Source organism: Mesobaculum littorinae, assembly GCF_004011175.1.
Classification (GTDB): domain Bacteria; phylum Pseudomonadota; class Alphaproteobacteria; order Rhodobacterales; family Rhodobacteraceae; genus Tranquillimonas; species Tranquillimonas littorinae.
This window is the reverse complement of sequence record NZ_RQXX01000008.1, coordinates 58,555-81,695: the sequence shown is the minus strand read 5'-3', so window position 1 is coordinate 81,695 and position 23,141 is coordinate 58,555. Positions and strand designations below refer to the sequence as shown.

Sequence of the window (23,141 nt, the reverse complement as noted above, 5' to 3'; positions counted from 1 at the left end):
GCCCGTCTCAGGGCCGGGGGGCTTGGCGAGGCCGTCCCCGCGCCCTGCGTTTGCAGGGGTGATCGGCGCCGCGGGGCGGACGGGTCAGTCCGGGCCCTTCAGCCCCGCGCGCATTTCCAGCCACCGCACGACGACCAGCGCAAGAAGCGCGATCATCGCCGCCAGGATCGAGATCGCGAGAAACCCGAAGCCCGCGGCCAGCCCGACCGCCGCCGACACCCAGATGCTGGCGCCGGTGGTCAGGCCGGTGACGGTCCCCTTCGAGAACACGACCACCCCGGCGCCGAGGAACCCCACGCCGGTCGCCGTCGCCTCGAGCACGCGCACCGGGTCGATGCGCAGGATGTCGAGCCCCTCCGTCGTGCCCAGCGCCACCACCGACAGCGCGAGGATCGGAAAGGTCGCCGTGGCGAGGCCCACCAGCATGTTGGTGCGGATGCCCGCCGTGTCCTTGGTCAGCTTGCGCTCAAGCCCGATCAGGCCGCAAAGGACGGTAGCGAGCACGAGCCGCACGGCGATCGTCTCGAAGCTCAACGCATCGCCGATCCGGGGCGGGGTGGTGAGGTAGGTCCACATGGGCGTCGTCATTCCGTGCTCGGGGGGCCTAAGGCCCTTGATCGCCGCGATCTAGTCCGGGAGGTGCGACAGGACAAGCAATGAGACGGGCAGCAGGAGGCAGGCGGCACGAGGGATCGCAGCCAGCCGTGCAGGCGCCGGGTCCGCGCAAGTTGGGGCCCCGCGCCGGGTCGTGCGCGGCACGTCGCGCGAATTAATCGCCCGGGGGCGTAGGTGGCGCGGCCTTGGCCCCTTGGCCGCACCTCTCTTGTGCGGTTAGGGTTTCGCTGCGGATCGGGGCCGGATAGGGCGGGCCCGACGGCGAGCGACCTTAGGGGGCGGGATGACGACCAGACGACGCCGCGCGATCGCGGTTCGGGCAGGGCTGGCCGCCGCACTGACGGCGCTTGCGGCCTGTGACGGCCCGCAGTCGGTGCTGTCCCCGGCCGGAGACGACGCCTCGCAACTCACCACGCTGTTCTGGGTCATGCTCGTCGGTGCGGTGGTGCTGTGGACCGCGATGAACGGCTTCTTCTTCTGGATCACCCGCATCCGGACCGGCGAGATGTCCCGCAAGTGGGCCGAGGCGCTGATCATCGGCGGCGGCATCCTGTTCCCGGTCGTCGTGCTGACCGCGCTTTTGTCCTATGGGCTGACAATCATGCCCGACCAGCGCGCCCCGGGCGACGGGCTGCGCGTGCGCATCACCGGCGAACAGTGGTGGTGGCGCGTGGAATACTGGTCCGAGGGGGCCGACGCGCCGGTCGTCTCGGCCAACGAACTGCGCCTGCCCGCGGGGCTCAGGTCGGATATCGAGCTGACGGCCGCGCGGGTGATCCATTCCTTCTGGGTGCCGGCGCTGGGCGGCAAGATGGACATGTTTCCCGGGCGGGTCACCGAAACCTCGCTCGCCCCCCACACGCCCGGCACCTATCGCGGCCAATGCGCCGAGTTCTGCGGCCTCAGCCATGCGCTGATGGCGTTCCGGGCGGTGGTCCTGCCGGAGGACGAGTTCGACGCTTGGCTCGCCCGCGAGGCCGAGGATTCCGCGGCGCCGCCGGGCCCGGGGCGCGACGTCTTCATGGCCGAGGGCTGCGGCGCCTGCCACACAGTCCGCGGCACCGAGGCCGCCGGGCAGGTGGGGCCGGACCTCACCCATGTCGGGTCGCGGCAGTCGCTGGCCGCGGGGATCCTGCCGATGACCTCAGATGCGCTGGTCGACTGGATCGCCGACCCCGAGGCCTTCAAGCCCGGGGTCGAGATGCCCGGCTACGACCATCTTCCGCAAGAGGACATGATGGCGCTCGCCCGCTGGCTGGAGGGCCTGAAATGACCGACCACATCCTTCCCGGCAGCCGCCGCCCCGGGGTCGAGGAGACCCCCTTCGAGGCCGAGGCGCATGGCCCCGAGGGTATCTATCCGCCCACCGAGGAGATGCTGCGCGAGCCGGTCGATCCCGACGTCGCGAAGGCGCAGGAGGCGCGTCTGCGCAAGGCGTGGAAGACGCCCACCGGCTGGCGCTACTGGTCGGCGGTGAACAACTCCGAGGTCGGCGTCTGGTATTCGATGACGGCCTTCGTCTTCATGCTGCTCGCGGGGATTCTGGCGCTGGCGGTGCGGGTGCAGCTGGCCGTGCCCGACAACGACTTCCTGTCGGCCGACCGCTTCAACCAGTTCTTCACGATGCACGGCTCGGCGATGATGTTCCTCTTCGCCGTGCCGATGTTCGAAGCGATCAGCATCCTGATCCTGCCCGCCTTCCTGGGCGCGCGCGACATGCCGTTTCCACGGCTTTCGGCCTATGGCTACTGGTGCTTCCTGATCGGCGGCGTCTTCGTAATGGGCTCGATCCTCTTCGGCGTCGCCCCGGACGCGGGCTGGTTCATGTACCCGCCGCTGGCCACCCAGCATTCCGGCATGGGGTCCGACATATGGCTGCTGGGCCTGTCGTTCATCGAGGTCGCCAGCATCGCCGCCGCGGTCGAGCTGATCGTCGGCGTGCTGAAGTGCCGCCCGCCGGGCATGCGCGTCAACATCATGCCGCTTTACGCGTGGTACGTCCTTGTCGTCGGCGGCATGATCCTGTTCGCCTTTCCGCCGCTTATCGCGGGCGACTTCCTGTTCGAGCTTGAACGCAGTTTCGACTGGCCGTTCTTCGACCCCACGCGCGGCGGTGACCCGATGCTGTGGCAGCACCTTTTCTGGATCTTCGGGCACCCGGAGGTCTACATCATCTTCCTGCCCTCGATCGCCATCGCCGCCATGGTCGTGCCCACCGCGGCGCAGCGGCCCATCGTGGGCTACAGCTGGATCGTGCTGTCGGCCGTGGGGACCGGGTTCCTGAGCTTCGGGCTCTGGGTCCACCACATGTTCACCACGGGGCTGCCGACGATATCGCTGGGCTTCTTTTCCGCCGCGTCCGAGGCGGTGGTGATCCCGACCGGCGTGCAACTTTTCGCCTTTGCCGCCACGCTGATGGTCGGCAAGGTCCGGATGAGCCTGCCGATGCTGTGGATCTCGGGCGCGCTGGCGATCTTCGTCGCGGGCGGGCTGACCGGCGTCATGGTGGCCATCGCGCCCTTCGACTGGCAGGTGCACGACACCTACTTCATCGTTGCGCACCTGCACTACACGCTCTTCGGCGGCATGGTCTTTCCGGTGATCGGCGGGGTCTACTACTTCTACCCCTTCATCCGGAAGAAGAAGCTGAGCGACCGGATGGGGCGCTGGGCCTTCTGGCTGATCTTCGCGGGCTTCAACCTGACCTTCCTGCCGATGCACCTGACCGGGCTCAAGGGGATGCCGCGGCGCGTCTTCACCTATCCCGGCGACATCGGCTGGGACTGGCTGAACCTCGTGTCCTCGGTCGGGGCCTTCGTGATCGCCGCGGGCTTCGCGATCTTCGCCTGGGACCTCGTGCGGCCGAAGGGACGGCAGGCGGACCCGGCGCGCAATCCCTGGGGCGCGGGCACGCTGGAGTGGAGCCACGAGATCCCCGAAGAGTTCTGGGGCGTGCGGTCGATCCCGCACATCACCTCGCGCTACCCGCTGTGGGACCAGCCCGATCTGGTCGCCCGGATGGACGCGGGGCGGTTCTACCTGCCCGACGCCGAAGAGGGACGGCGCGAGACGATGATCACCAGCGTGATCGACGCGACGCCGATGCAGGTGCTGCGGGTGACGGGGCCCGCCTGGGTCACGATCTGGGCGGCGATCTTCACCGGCGGGGCGTTCATCTTCCCGACCTTCCACTGGTATCCGCCGGCGATCATCTGCGGCGGGCTGGCGATCGCCTGCGTGATCTACTGGCTCTGGACCTCGACCGCCGAGATCCCGGAGAAAGAGAAGAAGGACGCAGGGCTGGGCCTGAAGCTGCCGATCTACGTCTCGGGCCCCAAGGCCGCCGGATGGTGGGGCGTGTGGATCACCATGCTGGGCGACAGCACGGCCTTTGCCAGCCTTGTCTTCGGAGTGTTCTTCTACTGGACCGCGCGGCCCGATTTCCCGCCCGAGGGCACGGATCACGCGGCCTGGGCGCTGTCGCTTCTGGCGCTTGCGCTGCTTGTGGGGTCCTGGGCCGCGACCTTCGGGGCGCGCTACCTGAACGGGCGCTCGCACTGGCGCACTGTTATGACCAGCCTGGTCGCCGCGCCGCTGCTGGCCGCCGCCGGGTGCGCGGCGCTGATCTTCGCCGTCCGGGTGCCGGACCTGCAGCCCACCACGCATGTCTACCCCGCCGTGCTCTGGGCGCTGACGATCTGGACCGTGGTGCACGTGGGCGCGGGCATCATCATGCAGCTCTACTGCCTGGCCGCGCTGCTGGCGGGCAAGATCACCCCGCGCCATGATGCGCCGCTGTGGAACATCACGCTTTACTGGCACTTCATCTGTCTGACGGTGATCGTCACCGTCGCCGTGACCGCCGGCCTGCCGAGGCTTCTGTGATGACCAAGACCCAGCCTTCAGACGAACGCGAATTCGCCGAGGAACAGTCGAGCCTGTTCAAGATTACCCTCGGCCCGCTGGCCTGGGCGCTGCACTTCGTGGCGAGCTATGCCGCCGCGGCGGTCTGGTGCGCCAAGGGGCCGGGCGGGTCGATCCTGCCCCTGCGGCTGGGGATCGGGGCGATGACGGCCGTGGCGCTGGGCCTCATCCTCTGGGTCGGCTGGCGCGCGTGGCAGCAGTGGGATTTCACCGACGACTGGGATTACGAACACGCCCGCGCGCGCGGCGAGGACCGGCACGAGTTCCTGGGGCACGCGGCCTTTCTTCTGGCGATCGTCAGCTTCGTTGGCACCTGCTATACCGCGCTGCCCGCGCTTTATATCGGGACGTGCCGGTGACCGGGCCCGCCACTCAGCCCGTGACCCAGCCCGCCCGCGGGCCGCGTTCCGGCCGCCCGGGCGGTTTGGCCGCGGCACCGCCGCCGGGCCGCGTGATCCGTCCGCTGCCGCTGGCCGCGGGCGCGGCGGCGGTGCTGGGCGTCTGGGGGCTGCCGGTCGAGACGTGGCTGGGCGGGTTCCCCGGCCACATGGTGGTGCACATGACGCTTGTCGCCGTGGCCGCCCCGCTTCTGGTGCTGGGCGCGCCCGGCGTCTGGCGGCGCATGGCGATCCCCGCGCTTGCCGGCGCGGTCATCGAATTCGCGGTGGTCTGGGGTTGGCACCTGCCGGCGCTGCACGGGTTTGCCCGCACGCTGGCTGTTCCCTATGCGCTTGAGCAGGCGATGTTCCTTGCTGCGGGCCTTGCCGTCTGGGCCGGTGCGCTGGCCGCGCCGCAGCCGCTCGCGGGGGCCGGGGCGCTGCTGCTGACCTCGATGCACATGACGCTTCTGGGGGCGCTGATGATCCTCGCCCGCTCGGACCTTTACGCGGCCTTCTGCGGCACGCCCCCGGATCTGGCGGCGCAGCAGATGGGGGGCATGCTGATGCTGGCCATCGGAACGCCGGTCTACCTGATCGCCGGGCTCTGGCTGACAGGGCGCGCGCTGCAGGAGCGCAGCCCATGAAACGCGTTCTCCAGACCCTCGCCGTGCTGGCGGTCCTGGGCGGGCTCGGGGCCGCCGTGGTGGTAAGCTTCGGCCTTTACAACGTCTCGGCCCGGGTGGGGCACCTGCCGGGGGTCAGCTGGGTGCTGCACACCACCTTCCGCAACGCGGTGTCGCTGCGGGCGCCCAAGCACGCGGATGTGCCGCCCCTGTCGCCCGAGATGGCGGAGCTGGGCGCCCGCCATTTCGATGCCGCCTGCGCCGTCTGCCACGCGCCCCCGGGCCGGATCCGCACCGCCACGATGCGCGCCATGCTGCCCGAGCCGCCCCGCATCGCCGATGCCGTCGCCGGCTGGACCCCGGCCGAGCTGGCCTGGATCGTGCGCGAGGGCGTGAAGATGTCGGGCATGCCGCACTGGCCCTCGGTGCGCGATGACGAGGTGTGGCCGGTTGTCGCCTTCCTGATGCGGGTGGGCGAGATGACGGGCGAGGACTATGCCGCCCTGACCGCGCCGCCCCGCATGCCCGCCAGGGCGCCCGAGGGCGCCGCCTATTGCGCGGGCTGTCACGGTGTGGACGGGCGTTCGGGCAATCCGCATATTCCCCGGCTGGATATCCTGGGGGCGCCCTACCTTGCGTTGTCGCTGGAAACCTATCGCGGGGGCATGCGCGAAAGCGGCGTGATGCGTCACGCGGCGTCCGAGGTGCCCGAGACCGCGCTGCCCGACCTCGTCCGCTATTTCGCAGAACAGGGATCGACGGACGCGACCACCGGGGGTGCCGGGATGCCCGGGACCGAAGGGGCGGCCGACGGCGCCCCGCGGGCAAGCGTCCCCGAGGGGCGCACGTCCACCGGTGCGGTGCCCGACGGGACCGCTTCGCCGACGCCCGGCCCCGAAGCGCCCGGCACCAATGCGCCCGGAACCGATACGCCCGGCGCGGATCCCGGGCTGGTGGCCCGTGGCGAGGCGTTGGCGCTCGCGTCCTCGGGGGATCGCGACGTGCCGGCCTGCCGCGCCTGTCATGGCCCCTCTGCCGATCGAAAGAGCGCGGATTTCCCCGAGCTTTCGGGCCAGTACGCGCCGTATCTCGAGACCCAGCTGAAAATCTGGCGCGACGGCACGCGCGGCGGGGGCCCGCGCGCGAACCTGATGACCCGGGCGGCGGCCGAACTCGGCGACGATGACATCGCAGCGCTTGCCGCCTACTACGCCTCGCTGTCCCCGCAAAGCGCGCCTGCGGAGGAGTAGGCGGGGCCGTCCCCGGCTGCCCCGCAGGGGGCGCGGCCACACCGGCAAATGGCCCTTTTGCGCAAAAATCTTGCCAATCGCGGCACGTGCCCCTGTGCAGGCGGCGCTCGGGTTCTAGACTTCCCTGAAACCCGCGGCCGCGAGGGTCGGGGGAGATTCCATAGGGAGGCGGTTGCACCATGACCACCAAGACCATCCTCGCCGCGCTCGGGCTGTCCGCAGGGCTTGCCACCGCCGGCCATGCCGACATCACCGTGTCCTCGAAGATCGACACCGAAGGCGGGCTTCTGGGCAACATCATCGCGCTGGCGCTCGAAGACGCGGGCCTGCCGGTCGAGCGGCGCCTGCAACTGGGCGGCACCCAGGTCGTGCGCGAGGCGATCCTTGCCGACCAGATCGACATCTACCCCGAGTATACCGGCAACGCGGCGTTCTTCTTCAACGAAGCCGAGGCCGACACCTGGAAGAACGCGGACGAGGCCTATGCCCGCGCCAAGGAGCTGGACGGCGCCGAGAACGACATCGTCTGGCTGCAGCCCGCGCCTGCCAACAACACCTGGGCCATCGCGGTCACCAGCGACGTGGCCGAAGAGAACGACCTGGCGACGATGACCGAGTTCGGCAAGTGGATCGCCGATGGCGGCGACGTGACGCTGGCCGCCTCGACCGAATTCGTGTCCTCCCCCGCCGTGCTGCCCGCGATGCAGGAGACCTACGGCTTCGAGCTGGACGAGGACCAGACGGTGATCCTGTCGGGCGGCGATACCGCGGCGACGATCCAGGCCGCCGCGCGCGGCACCTCGGGCGTCAACGCGGCGATGGTCTACGGCACTGACGGCGGTGTCGGCGCTACCGGGCTTGTCGTGATGGAGGACGACCAGGGCGTGCAGCCGGTCTACGAACCCGCCCCGATCGTCCGGGCCGAGGTGCTGGAGGAATACCCCGAGATCGAGGACGTGCTGACGCCGATCTTCGAAGGCCTCGACATGCAGACGCTGCAACAGCTGAACGGCCGCATCCAGGTCGGCGGCGAACCGGCCGAGTCGGTGGCCCGCGACTACCTGACCGAGGCAGGGGTGCTGGACTGACCGGCGCGCCGGGATGACCGGTTCGTCGGACCTTCGGGGGCGTTCCCCGGATCTGCGGGCGCGGGCGGCGAGGCTTCCCCTGTCGCCCCCGGGAATTTTGTTCGCGGCGCTGGGCGTGCTGGCGCTGGCGCTGCCGTTCCTGTCGCTCGCCGCAAACCGCATCGTCGCGGGCGAAGGTGTGTCGGCCTTCGCCAGCGCAGGCGTGCCGACCGTCGCGGTGGCAATCGCCTGCATCGCGGCGGGCCTCGCACTGGGGCTTGTGCGCGGGGCGCCGTGGATGCGGTTGGGCGGCAGCCTTCTGGGGCTGGCGGGGCTGGTACTGCTGCTGTCGCAGGGGGCGACGACCCTGTTGGACGGCGCCGGAGATTTCGCCCGGGTCTCTCCCGCCGCGGGGTTCTGGTGCCTTGCGCTGGCTTTGATGCTGTTGATGGCGGACGCGCTGTCGACGATGGGGCTGGGCCCGTGGCGGCGCGGCGGACTTCTGGTGCTGCTTCTGGCGGCGCTGGCGGCGGTGCTGTGGTCGGGCCTGCTGGGCGATCTGTCCATCGCGCAGGAATATCGCGGCCGCATCGCCGCCTTCCGCACGGCCACGTGGCGGCATGTCGGGCTGGCCTTCGGGTCGCTGGCCGCCGCCGCGGCGATCGGTTTTCCCCTGGGCATCCTCTGCCACCGCCGCCCGGGGCTGCGCGGGTCGGTCCTGCCGGTGCTCAGCTTTCTGCAGACGATTCCGTCGCTGGCGATGTTCGGCCTGATGATCCCGCTTCTGGGCTGGGTCGGCAGCACCGTCCCGGGCGCGCGCGAGCTGGGCATCGCCGGGATCGGCTTTGCCCCCGCCTTCGTGGCGCTGGTGCTCTATTCGCTGCTGCCCGTCGTCGCCAATACCGTCGCGGGGCTGGCCGCCGCGCCGGCCTCGGCGCTCGAGGCTTCGCGCGGGATGGGGATGACCGCGATGCAGCGGCTGGTCCGGGTCGAGCTGCCGCTGGGCATGCCCGTGATCCTCGCCGGTCTGCGCATCGTGCTGGTCCAGAACGTGGGTCTTGCGGTGATCGCGGGCCTGATCGGCGGCGGCGGTTACGGCACCTTCGTGTTCCAGGGCCTGAACCAGACCGCGACCGATCTGATCCTTCTGGGCGCGCTGCCCACCGTGCTGATGGCGCTGGTCTCCGCCATCGTGATGGATATCCTGGTGGACCTCGCCCGCCCAACGCCGGAGCGTTCAAGATGATCGAAATCGACAGGATCACCAAGGTCTATGACGGTCACGCCGCCGTCGACGAGGTGTCGATGACGGTCGAGACCGGCACGATCACCGCCATCGTCGGCACCTCGGGGTCGGGCAAGACCACGCTTCTGCGGATGATCAACCGGCTGGTCGAGCCCTCGTCGGGCGAGGTGCGGATCAACGGCGAGCCCACGCATGCCGTCAAACCCCATCTGCTGCGGCGGCGGATCGGCTACGCGATCCAGGGGCACGGGCTGTTCCCGCACCATAGCGTGGCGCGCAACATCGGGGCGGTGCCGCAGCTGCAGGGGTGGGACAAGGCCAAGATCCGGGCCCGCGTCGACGAGCTGCTGACCCTTTTCGGGCTGGAGCCGGACGCCTATCGCGACCGCTTCCCGGGCGAATTGTCGGGCGGGCAGCAGCAGCGCGTGGGCGTGGCGCGGGCGCTGGCCTCGCGCCCCGACCTTCTGCTGATGGACGAACCCTTCGGCGCGCTCGATCCGATCATCCGCACCCGGGCGCAACAGGATCTGCGCGACATCCAGCGCAAGCTGGGCTCGACCATCATGCTGGTCACCCACGACATGGACGAGGCGGTCAGCCTTGGCGACAAGGTGGCGGTGATGGACCAGGGCCGGCTGGTGCAATACGGGCCGCCGGAAGAGATCATCGCCCGCCCCGCCACCGGGTTCGTGGCCGACATGGTGGGGGATGCGGAACGTCCGATGCGCCTGCTGTCGCTGATCCCCGTGTCCGATCTGATCGAGGAGGGCGCGGCCCCCGGTGAACCCGTCACCGCCGGCGCCACCCTGCGCGAGGCGCTGTCGGCCTGCCTCTGGACGGGGCGCGACGCGGTGCCCGTGACCCGCGACGGCGCGCCTGCGGGCCGCGTCACGCTGCAGGCGATCCGGGCGCGCGCGGAACGGCAGGCATGAGGATCGGTCTGGTCCTGCGCGCCGCGATGGTGGCGCTGCTGCTGGCGCTGGTCCTGCGGCCGGGGTGGTTCGAGCCTGTGTTCGCCCCGCTCGCCCCCGCGGGCGGGCCCGTGATCTATACCCGGTCGTCGCTTCTGTCGCTGTCGCTCAGCCACCTGTGGCTGGTGGCCGCGGCCTCAAGCCTTGCGACGCTGGTCGCGGTGACGCTTGCGATCCTCGTCACCCGGCCCGCGGGCGCGGCGTTCCGACCGCTGTCGCGCACGATCACCAATGTCGGCCAGACCTTCCCCCCTGTGGCGGTCCTTGCCCTGGCGGTGCCGGTGCTGGGCTTCGGCGCGGGGCCAACGCTGGTCGCGCTCTTTCTCTACGGCCTCCTGCCGATTTTCGAGAACGCGATGACCGGCCTGTCGACCCTGCCGCCGCACACGATGGAGGCGGCGCGCGGCATCGGTCTGAACAACCGGCAACGGCTGATGCGGGTCGAGCTGCCTCTGGCGCTGCCGGTGATCCTTGCGGGTATCCGCCTGTCGGTGGTGATCGCGCTTGGCACCGCGACCATCGGCTCGACCGTGGCGGCGCGCACGCTGGGCGAGGTGATCATCGCGGGGCTTCTGACCAACAACACCGCCTTCGTGCTACAGGGCGGGCTGATCGTGGGGCTTTTCGCCGTGCTGATCTACGACGCGCTGGTAATGCTTGAGCATCGTCTCGCCCGCCGCAGCGGACGCGCGCAGCGCGGTTGAGGCTTCGCCGCTGCCAGGCGGTCTGACCGTCCACGCAACGCTGCCGGTTCAGCCCGACGTTCGGGTCTTCCTCGACGGATTGCGGATGGGCCGATGCAGGCCACGGGCGCCCTGCATCGGCCCTTCATGGTCCCGGATCACCGTCGGCGGGCGGGGCGACGGGGCGGCCCAGCGGGTCGAGGATCCGGCCCCCGGCCGCCTGCGCGTCCTCCCTGTCGTGGGTGACGAGCAGGGTGGGCAGCCGTCGCCTGCGCACCTCGCCGAAGACGAGGTCGCGCATCGTGCGGCGCAGGTCGGCGTCGAGGCGCGAAAAGGGCTCGTCCAGCAGCAGCGCGCGCGGCGCGCTCAGCAGCGTGCGCATCAAGGCCACGCGCGATCTCTGCCCGCCCGAAAGCGTCGCCGGATCGCGGTCGGCATAGCCGGGCATCCCGGCCTCGGCCAGCGCGGCCTCGACAGCGGCGCGCCGTGCGCGGCGGCCGCGCAGGCCCGCGGGCAGCGCAAAGGCAAGGTTGCTACCCACAGACATGTGCGGAAACAGCAGGTCGTCCTGGAAAAGCAGCCCGATATGCCGCGCCTGTGGGCCCATCCCGGTCAGGTCCTGCCCGTCCAGCCGCACCTGCCCGTCGCTTTGAAAGGCGGGGGCGGGGGCGCCGATGATCTGGTTCAGAAGCGTCGACTTGCCCGAGCCCGAGGGCCCCATGACCGACAGCACCTCGCCCGGGGCGATCAGGGTGTCGAGCGCGACGAGCGTGGTTGCCCCCAGCCGGATGCGCAGCGCGTCGAGATGCAGGCCGGTGCACGGCCCGGCATGGGCGTCGTCCGAGACTGCCGCGGGGCGCGCGGTGCGGGGGGTGTCGGTGATGTCGTTCATGTCGCCCCCGATAGGCCGCGGCGGTTGCGGAAGACCAGCGCCGGCAGCGCCAGCGCGGCGAGAAAGCCCAGAAGCGGCACCGCCGTCTGGGCGATGGCATAGACCCCGATCAGCCGCCGGTCGCCGCCCGAGGACAGGGCCACCGCCTCGGTCGTCAGCGTGGTGACACGGCCGGTCCCGATCAGCACGGTGGGCAGGTACTGCCCCACCGACACGGCAAAGCCCACGGCGGCGGCGGTCAGGATCGGGCGCAGCAGCATCGGCAGGCGCAGCCGCCAGAACACCCGGTCGGGCCCGGCGCCGAGGGTTTCGGCCAGCAGGGCATGTCGCGGATCCCAGGCCCGCCACGGCTCGGCCAGCGACAGGAAGACGTAGGGCAGGACGAAAAGCACGTGCACCGCCACGACGCTGGCCATGATCCCCGCCGTGCCCGAGGCGATGGCCAGCATCTGCAGGCCCGTCAGGAACGTCGCCTGCGGCACGATGAGCGGCAGGTAAAGCAACCACATCTCGCGCGCTGACGGTTTCAGGCGATAGCGATGCTCGGCTTCGAGGCAGGCCAGCGCCAGCGCCAGCGCGATGGCCGTCGCCGCGCCCGCGATGATCACCGTGTCGCGCACGCGGTCGGCCACGGTGGGCCAATGGGTGGCCCAGGCGCGGGGGGTGAAGCCCTGCGGCAGCATGTCCGGAAAGCTCCAGAATCCCGCCATGGACCAGACGGCGAGCCCGGCCAGCCCACCCAGCACCGCCGCTGCGGCCAGCCCGGCGGCGACCAGCGCCAGCCCCCGCCACAGCACGTCGGCGCGGCCCCGGTGCCCGCGCGCGACCCAGCCGCGGCCCCACCGCATCGCCGCCAGCTCGGACCCGCGCCAGACCGCCAGCAGCCCAACCACCAGCCCCAGTTGCAAAAGCGCCCCGGCGGCGGCGGCGAACCGCAGCGACAGCTGCGGATCGTTCAGCCAGTCCAGCACCTGCACCGACAGCGTCGCGGGCGTTGTGGGCCCAAGGATCAGCGCCACGTCCACGACCGAGGCCGAAAACGCCAGCACGGCATAGACCGGCAGGCGGATCTGGCCGTAGACCTGCGGGAACACGGTCTTGAGCCAGCCTGTCACGCGGCCGTAGCCCTGCGTCTGCGCGATAAGCAGCGACCGGCGGGCGGGCATCTGCCCCAGTGCGGCCAGCGTCATCAGCAGCAGAAAGGGGATCTCCTTCGCCGCAAGTCCCGCGATCAGCGTCAGCCCCCAGGGGTCATGCGCGATCAGGATATCGGGCGGGCGCTCCCAGCCCGTGGCCCAGGGCGACAGCAGCCGCACGATCCAGCCGGAGGGCGATATCAGAAAGGCCAGCCCCAGCGCGGCGGCGGCATGGGGCACCGACAGGAGCGGGGAAAGCAGCCTCTGGATGGCGGCGAAGACGCGGGTGCCGTGCCAGGCGGCGCAGATCAGCATCGTGGTGCCCAGCGACAGGGCGGTGGCTGCAAGCGCGGTCGTGACGCTCAGCCGGGTGGCGGCGCCGATGCCGGGCCAGGCGAAAAGATCGCGCCAGGCGCCCAGGCCCGGGCGGGTGTGTCCCAGTGCGGGGAACCAGCCGAAGGCCGGGGCCAGCACGCCGGCCAGCCCCGCGGCCACCAGAAGTGCCAGCAGCCCCATGGTCAGCACCGGCATGATCCGAAGCGGCCCGGGCCGGTCTCTGCGTGCCGCCGTGCGCGGGCCCCCGGCAGGCGCGATGCCACGGAGGGCGCGCGCGGGGCCATCCGCGCCGGCAGCCCCGTGATGGTTCGCGTCATGGGGCGCGCCTAGGTCCGCGCCGTGGCGGGGCCCTGAGGGCCCGCGCGTGTGTCGGGGGCCGGAGGTCATGCCGCGCGGCCCGGGCCTATCGGGCCACGCCGTAGCGGCTTTCCCAGTCCTCTTCGATCCGCTCCATCCACGACGGGTGCGGCTCGGGCAGGGGGGTGCCCAGCTCTTCGGTCGACAGCGTGGCGACGCCCAGGGTGAGCTCTTCGAACCGGGCGCGGTCCGGGGCCTCGAGCTTGTCGAGGTCCAGCACGGTCCCGACGCCCAGGATGTCGGGGTCCTGCGCCCGGGCCTGCGCCTCGGGCGACATCAGGAAGTTGGCGACCACCATCGCCCCCTCTTTCGCATTGGCGTTGAAGGGGATGGCGAGGAAGCTGGCGTTGCCGATGGTGCCGCCCTCCAGCACGAAGCTGCGCACGGTTTCGGGCAATTCGTAGTTCGCGATCGCCGCCGATGCCTCGCCCGGGTTGAACGAGATCGCGATGTCGATCTCGTCATCCGCGACCAGCTGCCGCTGCGCCGGGCCGGTCTGCGGATAGGCCTGCCCCTGGCGCCACAAAAGCGGCGTCAGCTCTTCGAGATAGTCCCAGAGCGGCGCTGAAATGGCCGCGTAATCCGCCTCGTCCACCGGCGCGTAGAGCGGGTCGGTCTCGGTGGCGAGTTCAAGCAGCGCCTGCTTGAGAAAGGTGGAACCCAGGAAATCGGGCGGCTGCGGATAGGTAAAGCGGCCCGGATGCGCGCGCGCCCAGTCCAGCAGGCCCGGGATCGTCGCAGGCGGCGTGTCGATATCGGCACTGTCGTAGTAGAACACCACCTGCGCCATGCTCCACGGCGCCTCCAGCCCGTCCACCGGCACGGTGAAGTCGCTCGTCAGCGCGGTATTCTCGGCGGGGTCGGTCAGCTGCCAGTTGGGGATCGCCTCGGACCATGGGCCGAACAGCAGGTCGTTGCGCTTCATCGCGGCGAAGTTCTCGCCGTTGATCCAGATGAGGTCGATGGACCCGCCCGTGTCGCGTCCGGCGCTCTTTTCGTTCAGGACCGTCGTCACGGCCGAGGCCGCATCGGACAGCTTCACATGCTCAAGCGCGATGCCGAAGCGGTCCTGCACCTCGTCCGCCGTCCACTGGATGAAGGCGTTGACCTGCGGATTGCCGCCCCAAGCGTTCCAGTAGACGGTCTGCCCCTCGGCCGAGGCGACCACCTGGTCCCAGTCGGCGGGGTCGGGCGCGGTCTGGGCGACGGCTGCCTGCCCCAGAAGGCCGGCCAGCAGGCCCCCTGCGAGGGCTGCGGAAAAGGGGGGTGTCGGCTGTCGCATCTGGGCTCCTCCGGCTGCGCGGTGTCGAAGGTCTTCATGGGCGATGCGGGCGGAATTGAAAAGCCGCGCACCGCAGAACCGCGCTACGGCGGGCTCACGTATTCGTTGGGTGCCGGAGGGGGCGGGACGCCCGCGGCAGGGCTTGGCGCGGCTTGGCAAAGCCGTCCCGACGCGGCAGACAGGGGGCCATGTCCCAGAACTTCGATATCCCCGCGGGGTACCGCGAACTTGCCGCCCCCGACCTGATCGCGCTCGTCGCTGAGACGCCCGACCTGGCCGCGCGCCTGGGCGGCGCGGCGCAGGACTGGCGCTGCGACGAGATCAGCGATGGCAACATGAACGCGGTCTGGCGGCTTGCCGGGCCCGCGGGGGCCATCGTCGCGAAACAGGCGCTGCCCTATATCCGGGTGATCGGCGAGGGCTGGCCTTTCCCCGTGTCGCGGGCCGAGTACGAGCATCGCGCGCTGGTCGATCACGGCCGCGCCGCGCCCGGCGTGCCGCCGCGGGTCCATGCCTATCGCCCCGACCTGGCGCTGATCTTCATGGAGGCGCTGCAGCCCCATGTCGTCGCGCGCGCGGGTTTCGTGGCCGGGCGGCGGTTCCCGACCCTTGCGCGGGACCTCGGGCTCTACCTGGCGCGGTCGCTGGTGGGTACCTCGGACCTGGTGCTGACAACAGCCGCCAAGAATGCTCTGGTCGACCGCTACTCGGGCAATGCCGAGCTGTGCGCCACGACGCAGGACGTGGTCTTTACCGGCCCCTACCACGAGGCGCCGCTGAACCGGCTCACCCCCGGGCAGGAGGGGCTGGCGGCGCAGTTGCGCGGCGATTCGGCGTTGCGGCTGGCCGCCATGGAGATGAAGCACGCCTTCCGCAGCCAGGCCGAGGCGCTGATCCACGGCGATTTGCACACCGGCTCGCTGATGCTGAGCGCGGACGAAACGCGGGTGATCGACCCGGAATGGGCCTTTGTCGGGCCGATGGGCTTCGACATCGGGGCGGTTCTGGGCAACCTGTGGCTGGCAGCGTTCAGCCAGCCGGGGCACGCCACCGCCGCGGATGACCGGCAGGAGATGACGGCGTGGCTTCTGAACGTGGCCGAAGAGGCATGGGCCACCTTCGTGGAAGAGGCCACGCGGCTGGCGCATCCGCGTCCCGGTGGTCTGATCGAGACCGAGGTCGCGGGCGACGGCGTGGGTCAGGCGTTCGTCGCCGCGCGGCTGGCGGCGGTCTGGCGCGATACGCTGGGCTTTGCCGGGGCGAAGATGATCCGCCGCATCCTGGGCATCTCGCACGTCGCGGATTTCGAGGAGATCGCCGACATCCCCACCCGCGCCGCCTGCGAGGCGCGGGCGTTGCGCATGGCCCGCCATCTGCTTCTGAACCGCGCCGCGCTGAGGAGCCCCTCCGAGGTGTCCGACCTCGCCCGGGATATCGCGCAGGGTCGCCGGCAGGTCTGACGGCGCTCCGACGACGGGGCCGAAGACGCCGCCGGGAAACGGACCGGGGGCGGGCGCCCCGCCTTCCTGCCCCGACCGCGGGGCATAGGCGGACGCCCGGTGACCCCGCGCGCCTCCGTGCCCGCCGACGAACCGGCATGCCATTGGACGCCCGGGCGCCGCGATACGCCGCCGTCCTGGCCGGGTACTAGGCCCGCATCGTGCAAGCTTGCGCGGGACACGGCGCCGACCGGCCCCCTGCACGGCGGGGGGAGAGGGAAAGTGGTTATCCACCTGATCTTAACCCTATCCCTTTGGATAGGTCTCCCCTTCCGATGCACCCCTGCCGCGAGCGGTATTTTCGTGGCACAACCTCCGTGTCGCATCGAGTTCTTCGCTCCCCTCCGAGGTCACCTTCATGCTTTTGTCCCGATTTGCCCGACCCGTCCTGCTTTCCCTGGCCCTGATCTCTGGTCCGGCGCTGGCCCAGGATCTGCCCACGCCCGAGGGCGAGGCGCTGCTGACCGTCACCGGCGCGATCACCGTCACCAACGACGGCGACGCCGCGGTGTTCGACCGCGAGATGCTCGCCGCGCTCGACCCCGTCACCTTCGAGACGACGACGATCTGGACCGACGGGACGCAGAGCTTCACCGGCGTGCCGTTGGCGCAGCTGCTCGACCGGCTCGGGGCCGAAGGCTCTGCCGTGTCGGCCACCGCGGTCAACGACTACGCCATCGAGATCCCGGCCGAGGACTGGGAGGGCGATCCCGACGCCGAAGGGCCGATCGTGGCCTACCTGCACAACGACGCGCCGATGTCGCTGCGCGGCAAGGGGCCGCTGTGGATCGTCTATCCCTATGACAGCGACCCCGCGTTCCGGAGCGAGGTGATCTATTCCCGCAGCATCTGGCAACTGGATCGGATCGAGGTTCTGCCCTAGGCCTGGTTCTGCGCGGCCCGGGCCCCCGGGGCGCGCAGACCTACGGCGACAACCCCGAGAAACCCTGCGGAGGACACCTTTTGCGTCTGCCCCTACCGTACCTGCGCCTAGCGCTCGCGGTTGCCGCCATCGTCACGGTGGCGGCTCTTGTCGTCTGGACTTCCGTGGTAGCCCAGCGCGAGGTAGATGATCTGGGGGCCGTGAACTCGGACAACCTTCAATGGAGCCTCGCGCAGATCGATGTCGAGTTCCTGCGCTACCGTCTGGCGCTGGAACAGGCGCAGGAGGGGACAGGGGACGATCCCGCAGCGCTGGAGCAGGTGCGCCGCCGCTTTGATGTCTTCTACGGGCGCATCGACACGCTGCAGGGCGGGCAGGTGTATCGCCGCCTGCATGCCAGCACCGAATACCAGGCCGATCGGCGCGCGGTGAAGGCCTATCTCGATGCGACGGTTCCGCTGATCGACGGACCGGACGCCGAGCTGCGCGCCGCCCTGCCGGAGATGGCCGCCGAGGCGCAGACCCGGGCCGATGAGGTGCGCGCGCTGTCGCTGTCCGGGCTTACTGCCTATGCCGAGGTGTCGGATGCCCGCCGCGTCGAGGTGATGCAGACGCTGTCGCGCATGGCGATCCTGCTGCTGGTGCTTTTTGCCGGGCTCTTGCTGCTGGCGGTCTGGCTCTTGCGGCTGAACGGGCTCAGCACCCGCCGGGCCCGCGAGCTGGAACAGACGGGCATGCGGATGCGCACCATCGTCCAGACCTCGATCGACCCGATCATCGTGTCCAACGACGAGGGCACGATCCTCGACCTCAACCGCGCCGCGACCGAGGTCTTCGGCTATTCCGTCGACGAGGCGCAGGGCCAGACCGCGATGCAGCTGCTGTTCCCCGACGAGGATCCCGACGCGACCCGCGCCGAGGTGATGAGCTTTATCGAAGGGCGGCGGCGCCCGGAACCGGGCGAGCGGCAGTTCGAGCTGACGGGCCGCGACCGGTCGGGGCGCAGCTTTCCGGTCGAGGTCTCGATCGACCGGGCCATCGGGCCGGACGGGCCGATTTTCGTGTCCTTCCTGCGCGACATCTCGACCCGCAAGGCGGCCGAAGAGGCGCTGCGGGACGCGCGCGACCGGGCGCTGGCGGGCGAAAAGGCCAAGGCCGAATTCCTGGCGGTCATGAGCCACGAGATGCGCACCCCGCTGAACGGTCTGCTGGGCACGATCCAGATCCTGCGCGACACTGATCTTGACGACCGGCAGGCGGCGATGCTCGACATCACCCGCACCTCGGGCGAGCTGCTCCTGGGGCTGGTCAACGACGTGCTCGACCTGTCGAAATACGAGGCCGGGAAGCTGACGCGCGAGGATCGCGTCTTCGACCTGGGCGAACTTCTGGACGGTGTGGTCGAAGCCACGGCGAGCCTTGCCGCGGGCAACGGCAACACGCTGGGCTGGACGTGGACCGGGCCGGCGCAGGGCGCGGTGCGGGGCGATCCGCGGCGGCTGCGGCAGGTGCTGCTGAACCTCGTGGGCAATGCGCTCAAGTTCACCCATGGCGGCATGGTCGAGATCGAGGTCGAGAGGCTGGGCGATGGCCGCGTCGAACTGCGCGTGATCGACAGCGGGATCGGGATTTCCGAGTCCGACCTGACGCGCGTCTTCAACGATTTTGAAACGCTCGACTCCTCCTACGCGCGGCAGGCCGACGGGACGGGGCTGGGTCTCGGGATCGCGCGGCGGCTGGTCGAGGTCATGGGGGGCGAGATCGGCGCCGAAAGCGAACTGGGCGAAGGCAGCCTGTTCTGGGTGCGCCTGCCGCTCGACCCCGCGGCGCCCCTTCAGGCCCCGGCCCCCGCATCTGTCTCCGCATCTGCGCCGGCTTCCGCGCCCGGCTCGGTATCGGCTTCGACCGCCGCCCCCCTCTCGGACGCCGCCCCTGCGTCCGGATCAATCGCCTCCATGGGGAGGTCGGCCGGCCCGGGGGATACGGCGCCGCCGGTTGCGGTTCCCGGCGCGTCTTCCGGCGGCGCCGCGCCGCTGCGGATCCTCCTGGTCGAGGACAACGAGATCAATCGCTTCGTCGCCCGCGAGATGCTGCAGCGCGAGGGGCACAGCGTCACCGAGGCGGTGAATGGCAGCGCCGGCGTGGACCGCGCCGAAAGCGATGCCTTCGACGTGATCCTGATGGACATCTCGATGCCGGTGATGGACGGGCAGGAAGCCACGCGCCGGATCCGGGCGGGCAGCGGCCCCTGCGCGCGGGTGCCCATCATCGCGGTCACCGCGCATGCGCTGCCCGAGGAAATCGCCCGCTTCCGCGAGGCGGGGATGACCGACTGCATCGCCAAGCCCATCGACCGCAGCGCCCTTCAGGCCCTGCTCAGGCGGGTCGGGATCGGCGCGGGTGACGCGGGCGCGGTGCCATCCTCTGCCGGGACGCGGGACCTGCAACCGCTGGTGAGCCCTGCGCATCTCGACGAACTGCGCGCAGCGCTTGCCCCCGAAGAGGTGGCACAGCTGCGTGACCGGTTCGTGGCCGAGTGCGACGAACAGATCGCCCGACTGGGTCGGCTGCAGGGCCCGCAGGAGGTGGCGCAGCTCGCGCATAAATGCGCAGGCTCCTGCGCCACGTTCGGGCTGCTGCGCCTGCACGCCGCGCTGGGCCGGATCGAAAAGGCAGGCAAGGCGGGGCAGGTGGACGCGGCGGGGATCGCCGCGGCTGCCGACTTCTGGCGCGACAGCCGGACGGCTCTGCTTGCCACGCTCGACGCCCCGGCCTCGGCCGGGAATTGACCGGGATGGTTGCGGGGGGCGCCTGCGGCGTCCGCGGCCTGCGCGCCGCACCGGGACCCGTGCACCGCTCCGCGCCGGGCCGCCCCGGCCCCCGAAGGGCGCCCGAGCCACCCGCGCGCCAATGTTGGAGCGGTGGGTTACCCTTCGAAGGGCGCCAGGTCGCGGCCGTCGATCTGGCTTAGGACCGTGTAGATCAGCGCCGTTGCCGCGTCATAGGTGGCGGTCGAGGCCAGCGAGCGCGGCAGGAACACGACCTGGTCCTCGCGGCAGGCATGCAGCGTCTCGCACCACGACGGCAGCACCTGCGCCAGCGCGGCGCGGGCGTCCTCGGCCGTCTCGCCGCGGTCGGCGCGGTAGGTCACGAAGACAAGGTCGCCGTCGAACTCGGGCAGCCGCTCGGCCGAGAAGCTGCGGCGGGCATTGCCCTCGATCTCGTCGACGATCCGGGGAAAGGTGAATCCGGCGTCGCGCAGGACCTTGCCCAGTGTGCCGTAGGTGTTCCACACCAGCAGCTGGCCGTCCGACCCCTGGATTACCGACACCCGCATCGCCCCGGTATCGACCTGGTCCCGCAACAGCGCGATCTGCGCGTCGTAGCGCGCCTGCAGCGCGGCCAGCCGATCCTCGGCCCCCACGATGTCGGCAAGCTGGGCGTAGACGTCGAAATCATCGGCCGTCGCGATGTCGAAGACGTAGGTCGGCGCGATGGCGGCCAGCTGATCGGGATCGGCGGTCTGCCAGCTGGTCGTCACGATCAGGTCGGGCCGGGCGGCGGCGACCGCCTCGACATCCGCGGGGCTACCGCCGACGAAGGCGATGTCGGAGGTGTCGAAATCGACGCCCGTCGCAGTGTCGGAGGACCGGATATAGGGCGTGCCGTCGGGCGTGGTGCGCCCGTGCGAGCCCACCGGCATGACGCCCAGTTCCAGCAGCGCGACGGTGAGCGAGGTGTCGTGCAGCGAGACGATGCGCTGCGGGTCGGCGGGGATCGTCACCCGGCGCCCCAGATCGTCGGTCACCTCGCGCATGTCCTGCGCGGCGAGGGGAAGGGCCATGAGGCACAGGGACAGGACGGCGGTGATCAGTCGGGCGGGATGGGGCAAGGTCGGTCTCCTCGGGAAAGGGGCGGGGCGGTCGGGTCAGCGATCGGGGGCAGCAAAGGGGGCGGGGGCCGGCGGGGCATCGGCGGCGTCCGCGGTGTGTGTCGCAAGGGGCACGGAGGCCCCCGGCCCGGCGGTTTCTGGAAGGGCGGCGAGCTCCAGAACCTCGGCCCGCAGGATCGTGCGCGGATCGGGCAGGCCGCTTTCGGGCATCTTGGCGCAGGTGGTGGCGATGCGCACCTCGTCGGGATGCAGGCGCACCCGCGCAGTCGCCCCCGCCACGGTGACGGACCAGTGGTCCGCGTCGGTCTGCGCCACCTCGGCGGGCCCGCGGTGGCCCGCGCGATCCAGCGCGACGCGGCCCGCGACCTCGGCCGTCTGCGCCGGGCGGTCGAGATGGCAGGCTCCGCGGTAGCGCGACAGCAGCGGCTGGCCTCCGGCCTCGGCCGCCAGAAGGGCCGCGGCGTCGGCGGGGACGAGGCGGCCGTACTTGTGCATCGCGGGCAGCACCAGCACCCCGGCCGCCAGGCGGCAGCCGCCCAGGTGCGTGGCCTCCCAGACGTCGAAATCGCCGCGCGCCGCGGCCTCGGCCGCCAAGGCCTTGTAGACGGCAAAGCCCCACTTGGCGCAGCAGCGGTCGTGCTTGCCGTGGGTGCAACAGGCGACGACGGGGCGCGCCACGGGCCGGGCGCCGAACGCGGTCGGATCGCCGCCCCCGCGCAGGGCGTCGAGGCAGGCGGGCAGCGTCTCGGGCGGCAGGGCGAGGCACAGGTTCTCGGGGAAGACGAAGACCTGCAGGCGATCCGCCCGCGCCTCCTTGCGGTCGATCAGGTTGACGCGCCACCCGGCCTCGACCAGCTGGGTGATCGCGCGCTCGATCTCTCCCTCCATGCCGTCGGCGATGCGCATCGAGTGACGCCAGCGGCCCTTCGGCCACTGGATCAGGACGTTGCGCGCGGGATGCATGCCGGTGCCGGCGATGGGTTCACCGGCGGCGCGGCTGTCCTCGGCGCAGAAACGCCGGGCGGGACGCGGGGAGGGGCGGGGCGCGGGCGTGGTCATAGGCGTGTGGCCTCGGGCGTCGGGCGCAGGATCAGAAGGACGAAGACGGGGATCCCCACGACCGCGGTGACAAGGCCCGCGGGGATCTGCACCGGGTCGGCGACTGTACGCCCGGCAAGGTCGGCGGCGGCCACCAGCGCGGCTCCGGTCGCGGCGGAGAGGGAGAGGTGCAGGCCCACATCCGCCCGCGCCAGACGCTGCGCGAGGTGCGGAGCGATCAGGCCGACAAAGCCCAGCGGCCCGACGATCGCCACCGCCGCGGCGGCCAGCGCGACGGCGAGGGTGATCAGCGCGATCCGCGCGGGCCCGACGCGCACGCCCAGCCCGGCTGCCAGTTCAGGCCCCAGCCGCAGGGCCCGCAGCGGGCGGGCGGCGGCGGCCAGCGCGGGTGCCAGCAGCGCACAGGCCCCACCTAGGATCGCGACGTCGGTCCAGCCCACGGCGTGCACCGATCCGGCCAGCCAGCCCAGGGCGGCCATCGCCTGGTCGATCTGCCCGTAGGTCAGAAGGGCCGAGGTCGCCGCCGCGATGAAGGCCGCGACGCCGATCCCGGTCAGGATGAACCGCATCGTCGCGCCCTCGGCCCGGCGCATGGCGAGGGTCTGGATCAGCGCCGCGACCGCCAGCGCGCCGGCAAAGGCCAGGGCGGGGCGCAGCACATGCGGCAGGTCAGGGGCGACGACGATGGCGGTGACGACGGCCAGGCCCGCGCCCTGGCTGACCCCGATCAGCGACGGATCGGCCAGGGCATTGCGGGTGACGATCTGCAGCACCGCGCCCGAGGTCGCGAAGAGCCCGCCGGCGAAGAGCGCGGCCAGCGCCCGGGGCAGGCGGAACTGCCACACGACGGTTTCGCCCATGTCCGAGGGGGCGCGGCCCAGCACTGTCGCGGCGACCTCTCCCGCCGTCAGGGGATAGCTGCCGGCCATGAGGCTGGCCACGACGAGCGTCCCGATCCCGGCGCAGAGCAGGGCCAGCACCGCCAGTGCCCGCACCGGCAGGACAAAGGTCACGGGCCCGTCGAGGCGGCTGATCATCCCGTCCGC

General features: G+C 71.1%; 19 protein-coding genes. 12 read left to right on the top strand and 7 right to left on the bottom strand.

The annotated features are described in order from the left end of the window. Positions 1–84 precede the first annotated feature (84 nt). Complete coding sequence (locus tag EKE94_RS17015; protein WP_127907832.1) at positions 85–588, bottom strand: MgtC/SapB family protein; 504 nt, start codon at positions 586–588, stop codon at positions 85–87. A 310-nt stretch (positions 589–898) separates the two neighbouring features. Here EKE94_RS17015 and EKE94_RS17010 point away from each other — a divergent pair, with 310 nt between their 5' ends. From EKE94_RS17010 to EKE94_RS16970, 9 genes are all read left to right on the top strand, one after another. Next, positions 899–1,888: a cytochrome c oxidase subunit II gene (locus EKE94_RS17010; RefSeq protein WP_127907831.1), complete on the top strand. Its 990-nt coding sequence runs from the start codon at positions 899–901 to the stop codon at positions 1,886–1,888. A 101-nt stretch (positions 1,889–1,989) separates the two neighbouring features. Next, a complete protein-coding gene (gene ctaD / locus EKE94_RS17005; protein WP_235856082.1) occupies positions 1,990–4,500 on the top strand; it encodes a cytochrome c oxidase subunit I in 2,511 nt (836 codons plus the stop codon). Beyond that, the gene (locus EKE94_RS17000; protein WP_127907829.1) at positions 4,497–4,898 is read left to right on the top strand and encodes a hypothetical protein; all 402 of its coding nucleotides are present in this window, start codon (positions 4,497–4,499) and stop codon (positions 4,896–4,898) included. The genes ctaD and EKE94_RS17000 overlap by 4 nt, the downstream gene beginning before the upstream one ends. 95 nt (positions 4,899–4,993) lie before the next feature. Then, complete coding sequence (locus EKE94_RS16995) at positions 4,994–5,563, top strand: cytochrome c oxidase assembly protein (RefSeq protein ID WP_127907874.1); 570 nt, start codon at positions 4,994–4,996, stop codon at positions 5,561–5,563. Continuing rightward, a complete protein-coding gene (locus EKE94_RS16990) occupies positions 5,560–6,792 on the top strand; it encodes a c-type cytochrome (protein WP_127907828.1) in 1,233 nt (410 codons plus the stop codon). The genes EKE94_RS16995 and EKE94_RS16990 overlap by 4 nt, the downstream gene beginning before the upstream one ends. 179 nt (positions 6,793–6,971) lie before the next feature. Further along, positions 6,972–7,880, top strand: a complete 909-nt coding sequence (gene osmF, locus EKE94_RS16985) for a glycine betaine ABC transporter substrate-binding protein OsmF (RefSeq protein ID WP_127907827.1) — start codon at positions 6,972–6,974, stop codon at positions 7,878–7,880. A 97-nt stretch (positions 7,881–7,977) separates the two neighbouring features. Then, positions 7,978–9,105, top strand: coding sequence for an ABC transporter permease (locus tag EKE94_RS16980; protein WP_235856079.1), 1,128 nt, complete (start codon positions 7,978–7,980; stop codon positions 9,103–9,105). After that, on the top strand, positions 9,102–10,037 hold the full coding sequence (locus EKE94_RS16975; protein ID WP_127907826.1) for an ABC transporter ATP-binding protein: 936 nt from the start codon (positions 9,102–9,104) through the stop codon (positions 10,035–10,037). Before EKE94_RS16980 ends, EKE94_RS16975 begins: the two co-directional genes overlap by 4 nt. After that, a complete protein-coding gene (locus EKE94_RS16970) occupies positions 10,034–10,780 on the top strand; it encodes an ABC transporter permease (RefSeq protein ID WP_127907825.1) in 747 nt (248 codons plus the stop codon). Before EKE94_RS16975 ends, EKE94_RS16970 begins: the two co-directional genes overlap by 4 nt. 124 nt (positions 10,781–10,904) lie before the next feature. Here the strand turns inward: EKE94_RS16970 and EKE94_RS16965 are convergent, their stop codons facing one another. The 3 genes from EKE94_RS16965 to EKE94_RS16955 form a co-directional block, all read right to left on the bottom strand. Further along, positions 10,905–11,651, bottom strand: a complete 747-nt coding sequence (locus EKE94_RS16965; RefSeq protein ID WP_127907824.1) for an ATP-binding cassette domain-containing protein — start codon at positions 11,649–11,651, stop codon at positions 10,905–10,907. Beyond that, a complete protein-coding gene (locus tag EKE94_RS16960; protein WP_127907823.1) occupies positions 11,648–13,318 on the bottom strand; it encodes an ABC transporter permease in 1,671 nt (556 codons plus the stop codon). Before EKE94_RS16960 ends, EKE94_RS16965 begins: the two co-directional genes overlap by 4 nt. Positions 13,319–13,526: 208 nt before the next feature. After that, a complete protein-coding gene (locus EKE94_RS16955) occupies positions 13,527–14,762 on the bottom strand; it encodes an ABC transporter substrate-binding protein (RefSeq protein WP_127907822.1) in 1,236 nt (411 codons plus the stop codon). Positions 14,763–14,950: 188 nt separating this feature from the next. Here EKE94_RS16955 and mtnK point away from each other — a divergent pair, with 188 nt between their 5' ends. The 3 genes from mtnK (at position 14,951) to EKE94_RS16940 (ending at position 19,933) form a co-directional block, all read left to right on the top strand. After that, the gene (mtnK, locus tag EKE94_RS16950) at positions 14,951–16,222 is read left to right on the top strand and encodes an S-methyl-5-thioribose kinase (RefSeq protein WP_127907821.1); all 1,272 of its coding nucleotides are present in this window, start codon (positions 14,951–14,953) and stop codon (positions 16,220–16,222) included. A gap of 397 nt (positions 16,223–16,619) precedes the next feature. After that, positions 16,620–17,144 carry an oxidoreductase gene (locus tag EKE94_RS16945; RefSeq protein WP_127907820.1) on the top strand — a complete coding sequence of 175 codons (525 nt, stop codon included), beginning with the start codon at positions 16,620–16,622 and terminating at the stop codon, positions 17,142–17,144. A gap of 80 nt (positions 17,145–17,224) precedes the next feature. Beyond that, a complete protein-coding gene (locus tag EKE94_RS16940; protein ID WP_127907819.1) occupies positions 17,225–19,933 on the top strand; it encodes a PAS domain-containing hybrid sensor histidine kinase/response regulator in 2,709 nt (902 codons plus the stop codon). A 137-nt stretch (positions 19,934–20,070) separates the two neighbouring features. On the opposite strand, the gene EKE94_RS16935 is transcribed toward EKE94_RS16940, so the two are convergent. The 3 genes from EKE94_RS16935 to EKE94_RS16925 are packed head-to-tail and all read right to left on the bottom strand — an operon-like array spanning position 20,071 to position 23,132. Then, complete coding sequence (locus tag EKE94_RS16935) at positions 20,071–21,036, bottom strand: ABC transporter substrate-binding protein (protein ID WP_206615107.1); 966 nt, start codon at positions 21,034–21,036, stop codon at positions 20,071–20,073. A 36-nt stretch (positions 21,037–21,072) separates the two neighbouring features. Further along, on the bottom strand, positions 21,073–22,095 hold the full coding sequence (locus EKE94_RS16930; protein WP_127907818.1) for a sucrase ferredoxin: 1,023 nt from the start codon (positions 22,093–22,095) through the stop codon (positions 21,073–21,075). Further along, positions 22,092–23,132: a FecCD family ABC transporter permease gene (locus EKE94_RS16925; RefSeq protein WP_235856078.1), complete on the bottom strand. Its 1,041-nt coding sequence runs from the start codon at positions 23,130–23,132 to the stop codon at positions 22,092–22,094. Before EKE94_RS16925 ends, EKE94_RS16930 begins: the two co-directional genes overlap by 4 nt. Positions 23,133–23,141: the final 9 nt, after the last annotated feature.